Annotated in this window: 12 protein-coding genes and 1 other RNA gene; all 13 read right to left on the reverse strand. The window is 70.9% G+C overall.

The window, feature by feature from the left end; all coding sequences use genetic code 11:
- Nucleotides 1-13 precede the first annotated feature (13 nt).
- The 13 genes from murC to ACVFYP_RS04370 all read right to left on the reverse strand — a co-directional run bounded on the left by murC (nt 14) and on the right by ACVFYP_RS04370 (nt 14,575).
- A complete protein-coding gene (gene murC, locus ACVFYP_RS04310) occupies nt 14-1,456 on the reverse strand; it encodes a UDP-N-acetylmuramate--L-alanine ligase (protein WP_499198888.1) in 1,443 nt (480 codons plus the stop codon).
- Complete coding sequence (gene murG / locus ACVFYP_RS04315) at nt 1,456-2,595, reverse strand: undecaprenyldiphospho-muramoylpentapeptide beta-N-acetylglucosaminyltransferase (RefSeq protein WP_499198889.1); 1,140 nt, start codon at nt 2,593-2,595, stop codon at nt 1,456-1,458. Before murG ends, murC begins: the two co-directional genes overlap by 1 nt.
- Nucleotides 2,592-3,722 (reverse strand): FtsW/RodA/SpoVE family cell cycle protein, encoded by a 1,131-nt coding sequence (locus ACVFYP_RS04320; RefSeq protein ID WP_499198890.1) that lies wholly within the window; start codon nt 3,720-3,722, stop codon nt 2,592-2,594. Before ACVFYP_RS04320 ends, murG begins: the two co-directional genes overlap by 4 nt.
- The gene (gene murD / locus ACVFYP_RS04325; RefSeq protein ID WP_499198891.1) at nt 3,719-5,098 is read right to left on the reverse strand and encodes a UDP-N-acetylmuramoyl-L-alanine--D-glutamate ligase; all 1,380 of its coding nucleotides are present in this window, start codon (nt 5,096-5,098) and stop codon (nt 3,719-3,721) included. The genes ACVFYP_RS04320 and murD overlap by 4 nt, the downstream gene beginning before the upstream one ends.
- Nucleotides 5,095-6,183 (reverse strand): phospho-N-acetylmuramoyl-pentapeptide-transferase, encoded by a 1,089-nt coding sequence (gene mraY, locus ACVFYP_RS04330; RefSeq protein ID WP_499198892.1) that lies wholly within the window; start codon nt 6,181-6,183, stop codon nt 5,095-5,097. Before mraY ends, murD begins: the two co-directional genes overlap by 4 nt.
- On the reverse strand, nt 6,180-7,550 hold the full coding sequence (locus ACVFYP_RS04335; RefSeq protein ID WP_499198893.1) for a UDP-N-acetylmuramoyl-tripeptide--D-alanyl-D-alanine ligase: 1,371 nt from the start codon (nt 7,548-7,550) through the stop codon (nt 6,180-6,182). Before ACVFYP_RS04335 ends, mraY begins: the two co-directional genes overlap by 4 nt.
- Entirely contained in the window at nt 7,547-9,019 is a 1,473-nt protein-coding gene (locus ACVFYP_RS04340; RefSeq protein WP_499198894.1) for a UDP-N-acetylmuramoyl-L-alanyl-D-glutamate--2,6-diaminopimelate ligase, read from the reverse strand. The genes ACVFYP_RS04335 and ACVFYP_RS04340 overlap by 4 nt, the downstream gene beginning before the upstream one ends.
- Nucleotides 9,020-9,029: 10 nt before the next feature.
- The gene (locus ACVFYP_RS04345; RefSeq protein ID WP_499198895.1) at nt 9,030-10,976 is read right to left on the reverse strand and encodes a peptidoglycan D,D-transpeptidase FtsI family protein; all 1,947 of its coding nucleotides are present in this window, start codon (nt 10,974-10,976) and stop codon (nt 9,030-9,032) included.
- Between the two features lie 2 nt (nt 10,977-10,978).
- Entirely contained in the window at nt 10,979-11,827 is an 849-nt protein-coding gene (gene ftsL / locus ACVFYP_RS04350) for a cell division protein FtsL (protein WP_499198896.1), read from the reverse strand.
- Nucleotides 11,824-12,774, reverse strand: coding sequence for a 16S rRNA (cytosine(1402)-N(4))-methyltransferase RsmH (gene rsmH / locus ACVFYP_RS04355; protein ID WP_499198897.1), 951 nt, complete (start codon nt 12,772-12,774; stop codon nt 11,824-11,826). Before rsmH ends, ftsL begins: the two co-directional genes overlap by 4 nt.
- On the reverse strand, nt 12,771-13,235 hold the full coding sequence (locus ACVFYP_RS04360; RefSeq protein WP_499198898.1) for a division/cell wall cluster transcriptional repressor MraZ: 465 nt from the start codon (nt 13,233-13,235) through the stop codon (nt 12,771-12,773). The genes rsmH and ACVFYP_RS04360 overlap by 4 nt, the downstream gene beginning before the upstream one ends.
- A 390-nt stretch (nt 13,236-13,625) precedes the next feature.
- Nucleotides 13,626-14,054, reverse strand: an RNA gene (gene rnpB / locus ACVFYP_RS04365) — RNase P RNA component class A.
- A gap of 35 nt (nt 14,055-14,089) precedes the next feature.
- Nucleotides 14,090-14,575 (reverse strand): nucleotidyltransferase family protein, encoded by a 486-nt coding sequence (locus ACVFYP_RS04370; RefSeq protein WP_499198899.1) that lies wholly within the window; start codon nt 14,573-14,575, stop codon nt 14,090-14,092.
- Between the last annotated feature and the right edge of the window lie 43 nt (nt 14,576-14,618).

Consider the following 14,618-nt stretch of genomic DNA (forward strand, 5'->3'; position numbering starts at 1 on the left):
TCGCGCGGCGCCGTCACTTCAGCCCGCCGGCCAGGCGCGGCCGCGTGCGCGACTGCAAGGCCTGAAGCTGTTCCGGCAGGGCATGCGCCCAGTTGGTGATGGTGCCGGCGCCGAGGCAGATCACGTAGTCGCCGGACTTGGCGATGGCATTGACCATTTCCGCCAGGCTGTCCGGCCCGGGCAGCGGCACCACGCTGCGATGCCCGCGCGCGCGCAGACCCTCGACCAGCGCATCCCGGTCATAGCCCGGCATCGGCGCTTCACCCGCCGCATAGACATCGGCCACGATCACCGTGCCCGCATCGTTCATGCAGGTGCAGAAATCCTCGAACAGCGAGGCGAGGCGGGAATAGCGGTGCGGCTGCACCACGGCCACCACGTCCCGCGCGCCGGCCTGCCGCGCCGCCTTCAGCACCGCCGCGATCTCCACCGGATGGTGGCCGTAATCGTCGATCACCGTGATCCCGCCGGCATCGCCGGTGCGGGTGAAGCGGCGCTTCACGCCCTTGAAACCCATCAGCGCGGTGCGGATGGTGCCCTCGTCGATATCCATCTCCAGCCCGATGGCGATGGCGGCCAGCGCGTTCTGCACATTGTGGCTGCCCAGCATCGGCAGGCGCATCGGCTTCAGCGTGCGGCTGCGCCCGGTGGCGCGGTCGCGCACCGCGACCTCGAAGGTCGCGCCCATGCGATCGGTGATGAGCTTCTCCGCGCGCACATCGGCCTGGGGCGAGAAGCCATAGGTGATGATGCGGCGATCCGACAGGCGCGGGATCATCGCCTGGACCTCGTGATGGTCGGCGCAGAGCACCGCGAAGCCATAGAAGGGGATATTGCCGACGAACTGGGCGTAGCCCTCCTTCATCGCTTCCGCCGTGCCCCAATGGTCCAGGTGTTCCGGGTCCATATTGGTCACCACGGCGCAGACGGCCGGCAGCTTCAGGAAGGAGCCGTCGCTCTCATCCGCCTCCACCACCATCCAGTCACCGGAACCGAGGCGGGCATTGGTGCCATAGGCATTGATGATGCCGCCATTGATGACGGTGGGGTCGAGCTTCGCCGCTTCCAGCACGCAGGCGACCAGGCTGGTGGTGGTGGTCTTGCCATGGGTGCCGCCGATGGCGACGGCCCATTTCAGCCGCATCAGCTCCGCCAGCATTTCGGCGCGGCGCACCACGGGAATGAGCCGCGTGCGCGCAGCCTGGACTTCCGGGTTGTCCTTCTTCACCGCGGTCGAGGTGACGACGACCTGCGCCGCGCCGAGGTTGGCGGCGTCATGCCCCACCATCACCGGGATGCCGGATTCGCGCAGGCGGGTGACGTTGTAGCCTTCCGCGATATCGCTGCCCTGCACCGTGTAGCCGAGGTTGTGCAACACCTCCGCGATGCCGGACATGCCGATGCCGCCAATGCCGACGAAGTGGATCGGGCCGATAGAAAGGGGCAACGCGCGCATCAGCGGGACTCCGCCATCGCCATACCGCGATGGGTCAAATTCTGAACAAGGTCGGCCAGCCGCCGCGCCGCATCCGGGCGCGCCAGGGTGGCCGCTGCCGCCGCCGCGCGGGCCAGCACGGTGGGCGTGGTGAACATCGCCTGCATCTGCCGCGCCAGGGCCTCCGGCGTGAAGCCGGACTGCTGCATGATCCAGCCGCCCCCAGCACTTTCCAGCAGCCGCGCATTGGCGGTCTGATGGTCGTCGATGGCGTGCGGCAGCGGCACCAGCACGGAAGGCCGCCCGGCGCAGGCGAGCTCCGCGACGGTGGAGGCGCCGGCGCGCGCCACCACCAGATGCGCCATGGCCAGTCGCACGGCGATGTCGCCGAAGAAGGGGGACAGGTCGGCTGGCACGCCGGCCTGGCGATAGGCGGCCTCGACGCGGGGCAGATCCTCCGCCCGCGTCTGCTGGGTCACCACCAGGCGCTGGCGCAGGCCTTCCGGCAGCAGCGCCACGGCGCCCGGCACCACATCGGCGAAGATCCGCGCGCCGAGGCTGCCGCCCAGCACCAACAGGCGAATCGCGCCATCCTCGCCCGGTGCGGAAAAGCCCTGGCCGGCCAGCGCGGCGAGGGCCGGCCGCACCGGATTGCCCACCACTTCCACCGTCGCGGAGCCAGGCACCCGGGCGGTTTCCTCCGCCGACAAGGCCAGCAGATCGGCGCCCGGCGCCAGCAGCCGGTTGGCGCGGCCCAGCACGCCATTCTGCTCATGCAGCGCCGTCGCCGGCCGCGTCGCGCGCGGCAGCGTGCGCGCCGCGATCAACGGGGGGACGGAGGGATAACCGCCGAAGCCCACCACCGCCGCCGCATCCAGCCGTGTCAGGATACGCCGCGCCTCGATCGTGCCGGCGGCCAGGGCGAAGGCGCCCCGCGCCGCGCCGCGCAGGCCGTGGCCGGCAAGGCCCGAACCCTTCAGCACGAAGCGCTCGGCATTGCCGAAGGCGGGGCTTTCATAGGCCGCGCTGCGCGCATCCGTCATCAGCGCAATCCGCTCCCCACGCGCGACCAGCTCGGCCGCCAGCGCTTCCGCCGGAAACAGATGCCCGCCGGTGCCGCCGGCGGCGATGACGATGGGGCGCACCGCGGGGCCTCTCATCGCTCTTCCTCGGCACGGGACAGGCGGCGGCGCGTCAGCGCCAGCAGCATTCCCATCCCGAGGGCAATGGCGACCACGGAGGACCCGCCATAGGAGACGAAAGGCAGCGTCATCCCCTTGGTCGGGATCAGATGCAGGGTGGAGGCCATGTTGATGAAGCTCTGCAGCCCGAACTGGGTCAGCAGCCCGGCGCAGGCCAGCACCACGAACAGATCGGCCTCGCCCAGCAGCCGTACCAGCCCGCGCACCACCACGAAGGCGAACAGCGCCAGGATCACCAGGCAGACCACCAGGCCGAATTCCTCACCGGCCACGGCGAAGACGAAGTCCGCATGCGCGTCCGGCAGTACGTTCTTGATACGGCCCTCGCCAGGGCCACGGCCCAGCAGCCCGCCATTGCCGAAGGCCTCCAGCGCCACCTCCGCCTGGTAGTTGTCGGCATTGGGGTCGAGGAAGCGCTGCACGCGGGACTGCACATGCGGGAACAGGAAATAGGCGCCAACCGCCGCGGCCAAGCCGCAGGCGCCGGCCACCGCGACGACGATCATGTTCAGCCCGGCCACGAAGAACTGGGCGAAGAACACGGCGGTGACCACCAGCAGCATGCCGATATCCGGCTGGCGCTGCAGCAGCAGCGCGATCACGCCGAACAGCAGCACGGCCAGCGCCGTCGCGCCGTAGCGCCGGTTCAGCTTGCCTTCCGCGATCAACCAGGCGGCCACAACGGCGAAGCAGGGCTTGAGGAATTCGGACGGCTGCAAGGACCCGATGCCGGGCAGGGAAATCCAGCGCCGCGCGCCCTTGATCTCCGCGCCGACCACCAGCGTCGCCGCCACCATCAGCAGCGCGCCGCCAAGGCCGAGCCAGGCCAGCAGCCGCACCTGCTTCACCGTCAGCATGGAGACCAGCACCATCACGCTGGCCGCCAGCGCCAGATAGGCGATCTGCCGCAGGAAGAACATGTTGCGCGACGCCGCGCCGATGCGCTCCGCCACCGCGGGGCTGGCTGCCAGCATCATCACATAGCCGAAGCCGATCAGCGTCAGCAGCGCTGCCAGCGTCCAGCGATCGACGGTCCACCACCAGCGGCCGACCGTCGAGGTATCGGCGCGTGAAACCTGCATCATGCCGCCCTCCCCATATCCGCGGATGCCATGGCCTGGACCAGCGCACGGAAGCGATCGCCCCGCGCGTCGAAACCGGTGAACTGGTCCCAGGACGCCGCGGCGGGGGACAGCAGCACCACCGGCGCCGCGCCGCCCTGTGCCGCCGCCGCGGCGGCCGGCAGGGCCTGTTCCAAAGTCTCCACCACCTCATGCGCCACGCCATGCGCGGCCAGGGTCGCGGCGAAGGCCGGGCCGTCGCGGCCGATCAGAATGGCGCGGGCGATGCGGCCGAAGTAGGGCGCGAGGCTCTCAATGCCGCCATCCTTGCCGGTGCCGCCCGCGATCCAGACGACGCGGTCATAGGAGGCCAGGGCCCGCGCCGCGCTGTCCGCATTGGTGGCCTTGCTGTCATTGATGAAGCGCACGCCCGCGACCTCCCCCACCAACTCCTGCCGATGCGGCAGGCCGGCGAAGCCGCGCAGCCCGGCGGCGACATCGGCCCGGCTGAGGCCCAGCGAGAGCGCCACGGCGGCGGCGGCGGCGGCGTTCTGGGCATTATGGGCGCCGGGCAGGGCAGGGGCGTCGCGCAGATCGGCGATTTCCCCCGCCGCATCGCGCAGGCTGCGCCCCTCGGCCCAGATCCCGTCCTTGACGGGATGGTAACCTGAAATCGGCACCATCCGAGCCGTCAGCCCGCGGGCGAGTCCTGTGGACAAATCATCGTCCTGACCGAGCACCGCAAAGTCCTCACGGCTCTGCCGCGCGAAGATATTTGTCTTCGCAGCAGCATAGCCGACCATGCTTCCATGGCGGTCGAGGTGATCGGGGCTCAGGTTCAACATGACCCCTACCTTGAAGCCGACGGACGCGATTCGCTCCAAGCTGTAGCTCGACATTTCGAGGGTGTAGAACCCTTCCGACCCCAACATGTTGAGTCCGAGGGCCGCCGGGCCGAGATTCCCCCCCACCTCGGAAAGCCGCCCGGCGCCGGTCAGGATGTGGTGCAGCAGGGCGGTGGTGGTGGATTTGCCATTGGTCCCGGTGATGCCCAGGAAGGCCGCCTGGCTGCCGGAAGCGCGCACCGCCCGGTACAGATATTCCACATCGCAAAGGATCGGCGCCCCGGCGGCCCGGGCCGCCGCGGCCGCGGGATGCGGCTTCGGCAGCAGATGCGGGATGCCGGGCGACAGCAGCAGCGCATCGAAGTCGAACCGGCCCTGGGAAGGATCGCGCAACGCGAAGCCGGCCGCCTCGGCTGCCGCCCGCGCCGGGGCGCCATCATCCCAGCAGGTGACCTCCGCCCCCCATTCCGCCAGCCGCGCGGCCGCGGGCAGCCCGGCACGGCCGAGGCCGACCACGGCAATCCGCTCTCCGGCGAAGGGCTGGAAGGGGCTCATCGCAGCTTCAGCGTCGAAAGGCCGATCAGGGCCAGGATCATGGCGATGATCCAGAAGCGAATCACGATGGTCGGCTCGGCCCAGCCCTTCTTCTCGAAGTGGTGGTGCAGTGGCGCCATCAGGAACACGCGCTGGCCGGTGCGCTTGTACCAGAAGACCTGGATGATGACGGACAGCGTCTCCACCACGAACAGCCCGCCGACGATGGCCAGCACGATCTCATGCTTGGTGGCGACAGCCACCGCGCCCAGCGCGCCGCCCAAAGCGAGGGAGCCGGTATCGCCCATGAACACCGCCGCCGGCGGCGCGTTGAACCACAGGAAGCCCAGGCTGGCGCCGATCAGCGCCGAGCAGAACACCGCCAGCTCACCGGAACCCGCCACGGCATGCAATTGCAGGTAGTCGGCAAAAATGCGGTTGCCGACGAGGTAGGCGATCAGCGCGAAGACGCCGGCGGCGATCATCACCGGCACGATGGCCAGCCCGTCCAGCCCATCGGTCAGGTTCACGGCGTTGGAAGCGCCCATCATCACCAGCATGGCCAGCACCGGGAAGACGATGCCGAGAGGGATCAGCACTTCCTTGAACACCGGCAGGGCCAACTTGTCGGCCAGCGGCTCCGGCATCAGCATCACCAGCCACACCGCCGCGACCAGCCCGATCACGGCCTGGGCGATCAGCTTCTGCCTGCCGGAGACGCCCTTGGTGTTGCGCTTGGTGACCTTCAGCCAGTCATCGGCGAAGCCCAGCGCGCCATAGCCCAGCGTCACCATCAGCACGCACCAGACGAAGCCGTTGCGCAGATCGGCCCACAGCAGCGTGGAGCCTGTCAGCGCAAGAAGGATCAGCACGCCGCCCATGGTGGGCGTGCCCTTCTTTGTCAGCAGATGGCTCGCCGGCCCGTCCTCGCGGATCGGCTGGCCGCCATTCTGCTTGGCACGCAGCCAGCGAATCAGCATCGGGCCGAAGAACAGCGCGATGATCAGCGCCGTCAGGCAGGCGGCCCCGGCGCGGAAGGTGGTGTAGCGCACCACGTTGAAGGGCGTGAACCCTTCGGAGATGAGCGTGACGAAGTGATAAATCATCGCGGGAGGCTTTCGGTCAGCGCCTGCACCACGGTCTTCATCCCCGTCGCCAGACTGCCTTTGACAAGAACGGCATCGCCATCGCGCAGCGCGGCGGCGACGAGGGGGGCCAGTTCGGTGGAGGTTTCGGCCCAGGCGCCGACCCGGCCTGCGGGAAGCGACTGGATCGCGTGGCGCATCATCGGCCCGCAGGCGAAGACCAGGTCGGCGGCGGCCTCGATATGCGGCGCCAGCCCGGCATGCTCGTCGCGCGAAAAATCGCCCAGCTCGCCCATCTGCCCCAGCACCGCCACCCGGCGCTGCGCCGGCAGCAGCCGCAGCAAGGCGAGCGCCGCGCGCATCGAAGGCGGCTGGCCGTTATAGGCCTCGTCCAGCAGCGTCGCGCGGCCGCCATCCGGGGTTGCGATCGCCCGACGATCACCGCGCCCCGGCAGGGCCCGGAAGGCTTCCAGGGTGGCTGCGGCGGCGGCGATATCCAGGCCGAGCGCCGCCACGGCGGCCAGTGCGGCCAGCGCATTGCGCGCCATATGCAGGCCGGGCGTGCCGAGCCGGAAGGTCAGCCTGGTGCCGGAGATCTCCGCCGCGATGTCACTGCCCTCGGCATCCGCTTCGACCGACAGCGCCTGGGCATCACCGCCCGCCCCGAAGGTCAGCACCCGCGCCGCGCCGGCAGCCTGCCGCAGCAGGGGCAGGAACGGGCTTTCGGCCGGCAGCACGGCAGTGCCGCCGGGCAGCAGGCCCGACAGGATTGCCGCCTTTTCCCGCGCGATGGCCTCAAGGCTGCCCATATGGCCGAGATGCGCCGCCTCGATGCTGGTGATGACGGCAACATGCGGCTGGGCGAGGGCGGCCAGCGGGGCGATCTCACCCGGATGGTTCATGCCCATCTCGATGATGGCGAAGGACGCGTCGCGCGGCATGCGCGAAAGGGTCAGCGGCACGCCCCAATGGTTGTTGTAGCTGGCGACCGCCGCATGGGTCAGCCCGAAGGGAGCGAGCAGGGCCCGCAGCATCTCCTTCGTCGTGGTCTTGCCAACGCTGCCGGTCACGCCGACCACCTTGGCCGCGCTGCGTGCCCGCGCGACGGCGCCCAGCGCGCGCAGCCCTTCCAGCGTCTCCGACACCATCAGCAGCGGCGCATCCGGCGCCACGCCGGCCGGCACGTGGTCGACCAGCGCCGCCACCGCGCCACGCGCCAGCGCATCGGCGACAAAGCCATGCCCGTCCCGCGCATCGCGCAGCGCCACGAACAGGTCGCCCGTGCCCACCGAGCGGCTGTCGATCGAAACGCCCGTCACCGCGACATCAGCGGCCAGCGTCCCGCCGGTGGCGGCGCGCAGTTCCGCGCTGGTCCACAACATGTTCATGCCAGCCCCGCCGCATCGCGCACCACGGAGGCATCGTCGAAGGGCAGGGTCACCCGGCCGATAGTCTGGCCGCTCTCATGCCCCTTGCCAGCCACCGCCAGCACATCCCCCGGACCCAGCGCGGCCACGGCCCGCGCGATGGCGCCGGCCCGCTCCCCGGCATCGATTCCGCCCGGGCAGGCGGCGAGCACGGCGGCGCGGATCGCGGCCGGGTCCTCGCTGCGCGGATTGTCATCCGTCACCCAGCACACATCCGCCTGCGCCGCGCAGGCCGCGCCCATCAACGGGCGTTTGCCGGGGTCGCGGTCGCCGCCGGCGCCGAACAGCACATGCAGCTTCGCACCGGGCGCGACATGCGCGCGCAGCGCCCGCAGCAGCCGGTCCAGCGCATCCGGCGTATGGGCGTAGTCGACATAGGCCGCCGCGCCATTCGGCAGCCGCGCCGCCAGTTCCATCCGCCCGCGCACGCCGACGAGCTTCGGCAGCAGCGCCAAGGCGCGCTCCGGCGCCATGCCGGTGCCGATCGCCAATGCGGCCGCCATCAGCGCATTATCCGCCTGGAAGCGGCCGGGCAGGGACAGGCGCAGGGTCTGCCGCGAGCCGAAGCCCTCGATGGTCAGCTCCTGGCCCTCCGGCAGCGGCGTCTGCGCGATCAGCCGCAGCGTCTTTCCGGCCTCGCCCACCGTCATCAGGCGCAGCCCGCGCGCCTGGGCGATGTCGCGCAGCGCGGCCAGGGTCCCGGCCTCCATATCCGCATTCGCCACCGCCGCCGCGCCGTCCGGCAGCAGCGTGTCGAACAGGCGGAGCTTGGCGGCGCGATAGGCGGCCATGTCACCGTGATAGTCCAGGTGGTCGCGCGTCAGATTGCTGAAGCCGGCCGCCGCCAGCCGCACCCCGTCCAGCCGCCGCTGTTCCAGCCCGTGGGAGGAGGCTTCCAGCGCCGCCGCGCCGAAGCCGGCCCTGGCCAGCGCCGCCAGCGTGGCATGCAGCGCCACAGGGTCCGGCGTGGTCAGGGAGGGTCCTTCCGGAAATCCCTCCGCGCGCAGCCCCAGCGTGCCCAGCGAGGCGGCGCGCTGCCCATCCAGGGTCCAGAGCTGGCGCAGGAAATCGACGCTGCTGGTCTTGCCGTTGGTGCCGGTCACCGCGACCACGCAATCCGGCTGCGCGCCGTGGAAGGCGGCGGCGATCAGCGCCAAAGCGCGGCGCGGATCGGCGGCCTGGATCATCGGCACCCTGCCGGCCTCCGCCGGCCAGCCGGTGCCCACCGGCGCCAGCACGGCGGCGGCGCCGCGCGACACGGCCTCGGCGATGAAGCGGCGACCATCAGCCTGGGCGCCGGGAAGGGCGGCAAACAGGTCACCGGGGGCAACGCGGCGGCTGTCGGCCGTCAGCCCGCCCACCGCCGGAAGTTGGTCATCCGGAACGGTCAGCCCTGAAAGCGCGCGCAGAAGATCCGCAAGGCGCCGCATCGTCCCGGGCTCATCGGGGCGCAATGCTCACCTCCCGCAACAAGGCGGGATTCGGGGCGGGACGGGCCGGGGCGGAGGCCGCCTGGCTGGGCGAGGCGGCCGGGGTGCCGCTGGGCGCGGCGCGGGTGGGGGTCGCGGTGGCGGGGGCGCGCTGCGGGCGGCCTGGCTGCAAGGGCATGTGCAGCCCGGCCTGGATTTCCGCCATGCGTTCAGTCTCCGGCGCCATGCCGAGGATCGGCGCGACCCGGCGCACAATCTGCCCGGCGGCGGGCGCGGCCACCCAGCCGGCAGTCGCGAAACCATGGCTGCGGGCATTCGGCTGTGGCTCGTCCACCATCACATACAGGGCGTAGCGCGGCGCCTGCATGGGGAAGGCGCCGACGAAGGCGGCGATGCGCTTGTTCTGGATGTAGCGGCCATTCTCGCCGATCTTCTGCGCCGTGCCGGTCTTGCCGCCCAGGAAGTAGCCCGGCACGTCGCCGCTGCGGCCGGAGCCCTCAGTCACCACCAGACGCATCAGCCGCCGCATGGTCTCGGAGGTACGCTCGCTGATCACGCGCGTACCCTCCGCCACCGTGCCCGGCGGCCGTGCCAGCAGGGTCGGCTGGCGCAGGATGCCGCCATTGGCGACGGCGCTGACGCCGGTGATGACATGCAGCGGCGTCACGGAGATGCCGTGGCCGAAGCCGATGGTCAGCGTGTTGATGTCGCGCCAGGCATTGGCGCGCGGAATCAGCGGCACCGCCGTCTCCGGCACCTCCAGCCCGATGCGCGACCCCATGCCCATGCGCACCATGAATTCGCGGTGCCGCTGCGGCCCCACCGCCGCGGCCATATGGGCGGAGGCGAGGTTGGAGGAATAGGCCAGGATTTCCGGCACCGACAGCCAGCGGTTCTTGCCGCGATAGTCGTTGATGGTGAAGCGCCCGTAGCGGATCGGGCGGGAGGCATCGTAGCCGCCCCAGACATTCACCGTGCCCAGCTCAAGCGCCATGGCGGTGGTCAGCAGCTTGAAGGTGGAGCCCGGCTCATAGACGCCGACGGTGGCGCGGTTGAAGCGCGGATTGGTGCCCTGCTGATCGGCGCCCGGCGCCACGGCGTCCACCCGCGCCGGCTCGGCCAGGTCGAAGTCGGGCAGGGAGACCATGCCGATGATCTCGCCGCTCTGCACATCCATCAGGATGCTGGCGCCGCCGACGCCGCTGTATTCCGTGATGGCCTGCTGCAAGGCATCGCGCAGCGCGAGCTGCACGCGCACATCGACGGACAGGCGCAGATCGTCGCCGCGGCGCGCCCGCAGCCGCTCGTCGAAATAGCGCTCGACGCCGGCCGTGCCGTTGCCGTCGACATCGACGCCGCCCAGGATATGCGCGGCGGAACGACCCTGCGGATAGATCCGGCGTTCCGACTCCTCGAAATACAGGCCGGGAATGCCGAGCGAGTTCACCGCCTGCTGCTCACGCGGCGTCAGCGCCCGCGCCAGATAGGCGAATTGCCGCTCGCCGCTCAGCCGGGCCGTGACACGCTCGATATCCAGCTGCGGCAGCACCTGTGCCAGGCGGCGGGCGACGAAGGGCGCGTCGTGGATCTCGCTGGGATTGGCATAGAGCGCGGTGATCGGCAGCGTCACCGCCAGCAATTCGCCATTGCGGTCGGTGATGGCGGCGCGGCCAGGCAGGTGCTCGGCGGGCGGCGTGTTCTGCCGCACCATCGCGGCCAGCCGCCGGGGCTCTGCCGGCGAGATCAGCGTGGCATCGGCCAGCCGCGCGGCGACGGCACCGAACAGTACCGCGAAACCGCTGGCGGCGATCAGCAGGCGCGAGCGCGTGCGGTCCATCACCGCGCGCCGCACCAGCTCCGGCTGGCCGACCCGCACCACGTCGCTGCGCGGGGCGGCGCCATGGCCGATGGTGCGGCCGGCGGGCGGTGCGTCCGGGGCGGGGGGCAAGGTGCTCATGCTCAGCGGGTCACGCTGTTCAGCGTGGCGGCATTGGCCGAGGAGAAGGGCACCGGCGGCGCCAGCATCGGCCGGCCCAGCGAGGTGGAGGAGCCGAGGGCGGAGGCGAAGGTCGGGGAAGGCTGCGCCACCTGGGGCGGCGACGTCACCTGGGTCGTGCGGATCACCGGCGCGGCGGGACGGGCCGGCGCGACGTGGATCGCCGGCTGCGCGGCGGGGGCAGGGCGGCTCGCATCGCGCAGCGGCGCGGCGCGCGCCGGCACCGGCGGCGGGGCACGCCGCGGCATGGCCTGCTGCGCCGCCAGCGTGGCGGCCAGGGCCTGCGGCGCCGGCGCCTCGTCACGGCTCAGCATCTCGGTGGCCGGGCTGGGGGCGGGCGTGGTGCGGGCGGCGGCCAGCAGCATCGGCGGTGCCGCGGGCGGCGGCGGCGGCAGGTCATCGCCCGTCGCGGCCGTCTCGGCGCCAGCCGTCGCGGGGGCAGGCAGCTGCGCGGCGGCCAGCATCACCTGCGCCTCGCCACGCGACCGCTCCGGCACGAACAGGTTCGGCGCGCCGGCGAAGGCCACCGCCTGCGGCAGGCGGCGCACCATGTCCGGCAGCCGGGTGAATTGCTGCGGCTGCATCGGCTCCAGCGTCAGATGCCGCTGCGCCACCTGGCGCAGCCGGTCCGGCTCGTTCAGCAGCGCCCATTCGGCGCGTAGGATGGAGGTGCGGTCGCGCGCCTGTTCGGTTTGCCGCCAGGTTTCGCGAAGCTGGCGGTCCAGCGTCGCGACCTCGTGCTTCACATGATAGAGCCAGGCGCCGGCCCCGGCGAAGGCGGCGAAGCAGAGGATGGTGAAGGGCCGGATCATGGCTGCAGTCCCTGGTTCGGCGGCAGGTGGCGTTCGACGGCGCGCAGGCGGGCGGAGCGGGCGCGGGGATTGGCATGCGTTTCCGCATCCCCGGGTCGCAGCGCACGGAAGGTCAGCAGGCTGAAATCCGGCTTCGGCGGCGGCAGCAGCGCGGCGGGGTCGTGGCGGGAAGCGGTGCCGGCGCGGCCGGCCGCGCCCACCATGGCGCGCTTGACGATGCGGTCTTCCAGCGAGTGGAACGACACGACCACCAGCCGCCCACCGGGGGCCAGCAGCGACTGTGCCGCCGCCAGGCCGCGCTCGATCTCGCCCAGCTCGTCATTCACCGCGATGCGCAGGGCCTGGAAGGACCGCGTGGCGCCATCGATGCCGGAGGGGTCGCGCGGCACCGCGCCGCGCACGATCTCCGCCAGCCGCGCCGTGGTGGTGATCGGCGCGCTGGCGCGTTCGCGCAGGATGGCGCGGGCGACGCGGCGCGCATGCCGCTCCTCCCCGAAGTCGGAGATGATGGTGGCGAGCTCGCGCTCCGGCAGGCTGTTCACCAGATCGGCGGCGCTGGGGCCATCGCGGCCCATCCGCATGTCGAGCGGCCCATCCTGGCGGAAGGAAAAGCCGCGCTCCGCCTCATCCAGCTGGAAGGAGGAAACGCCGAGATCCATGACCACGCCATCGAGCGAGCTGACGCCGCGTTCGGCCAGCGCATCCAGCATGTCGCCGAAGCAGGCATGCACCAGATGCAACCGCCCCGGATACTTCGCGGCCAGGGCCGCGCCGCGCGCGATCGCATCCGGATCGCGGTCCAGCGCCCACAGCGTGCAGTCGGCCGCGGCGAGAATCGCCGCCGCGTAACCGCCGCCGCCGAAGGTGGCATCGAGGTAGTTGGCGCCTGCGCGCGGCTGCAGTACCGCCAGAACTTCCTCCAGCATGACGGGGATATGCGCCGTCATGACATGCTCCGTGGAGTCGTGTTGAGTGCAGATGCGGCCACTGTCAGACGCATTTCGCGCGCCCGCTTCTTCGCATCCGCCAGATGGGCGCGGGCGGCATCCTCATTCCAGATCTCGAAACGATCGCCCTTGCCAAGGAAGCCGACCAGTTCGCCCAGCGCGCAGTCCTCGATCATCTCGGCCGGCAGCACCAGACGACCTTCGCCGTCCAGCTTCAGCATTTCGCTGCCTGAGATGAGGGTGGTTTCCAGCAACTCGCGCTCCTCGGAGAAATGCGGCAGGGCCTGGATGCTGTCGACGATCTGCTGGAAAACCGGACGCGAACGTGCCTCGATGCAGGGATGTGTATGGGCCAGGCGAAAGACGAGTTGATTGGTGGCGGCGGCCTCGAGCTCTGCGCGGAACAGCGCGGGCACGGAAATGCGGCCCTTGCGGTCCAGCTTTCCAAAATGCGTGCCCACGAATTGGGTCATCGCGCGTTGCTGTTGCCCCCGATGGGCGGCCCGCAGGCCGCCATGCCCCCTGTCCTGTCAGCGCGCCGGCGAGGCCCCCCGACCTCGCCGGCTCGCCCGACCATCCCCTCGTAGCCCAAGATGCCCCCCCGAGCAGGGCCGCCGCTGGGATAACACGGGAATAGACGGGATTTTGCGGGTGAGCAAGCTAAATTCCCGGCTAAGGGCAGCAGTGCTGGCCGGAAAAAACATATGTTAACAGACCATTAGCGAGGCTTTCTGTTGGAGAGCTACAGAAAACAACCCGTGATCGGCCAATTGGCCATGTATTCGCGATTTGTTCTTATGTCCTTCCGCCATGCGGCCTTGACACGACCGCATGACAGGACAGGAACGAGTGGTGCCGGGTGGCCTGTAAGCCGGGTTCTGTCCCCATCCGAAGATGATGGACGACCATTCCTCTGGAGCCTGCGTCACCGCAGGCTTCTCGCGGCCAACCCGGGCGACGGGGCGAGAATGCCCCCGCGTCCATCCCCTCCGAAGAAGCGATCACGCCGGCCGCCCCTATTCGGCCTTGCTCCCGGTGGGGTTTGCCGTGCCTCCCACGTTGCCGTGGGAGCGGTGCGCTCTTACCGCACCCTTTCACCCTTACCGCGGGACGTGTCCCTTGCGGGGCGCGTGCCGAGGCGGTTTGCTTTCTGTGGCACTTTCCCTGGGGTTTGACCCCCGCCGGTCGTTGACCGGCACCGTATTCCCGTGGAGCCCGGACTTTCCTCCAGCCCCCATGCTCCGAAGAGCATCGGGACCAGCGGTCGCCCAGCCACCCGGCACCGCGCGTCACATCGCCGCTTCCCGCGTCGCGGTCAATCGCTGGCGAGCCGCAATCGCGGCCAGCGTTGCGCCCAGCCCTTGGCGGCGAGACGCGCGCGCAGCACCCCGGCATCGCCGAGGGGCGGTGCGCGCAGCAGAAAACCGAACAGATCCGCCGTGCCGCAGGGGGCCAGAACCTCCACCCGCCCGGCGCGCAGCCGGGCGGCGAGGGCGGTTGCGGTTTCCGGCCAGTGGGACAGGGCGGAGGCAAGGTCGGGATAGGGCGCATGGCCATGCCGCCGGGCCATGCGATGCTGGTTCGCGACCGACCAGTTCAGTGCCGGGCGCGCCACGCGCAGCGCCGCTTCGAAGGCCGTGTCGGGTGCCGTGCCGTCCAGGTGCACCACATCCAGATCCGCCAGCGCCGTCACATCCGGCGCCCGGCCGCTCAGCGCGTCCCACACCGCATTGCGCACGAAGCCGGCGCCGATCCAGGCGCCGCGCGGCCCGGCCAGCGCCAGGGTCGCCAGAGCGTCCATATGCCCAGTGCTTGCCGCCAGCAGAGCGGCAACCCGGGCCGTA

The sequence above is a fragment of the Roseomonas sp. F4 genome, assembly GCF_053891155.1.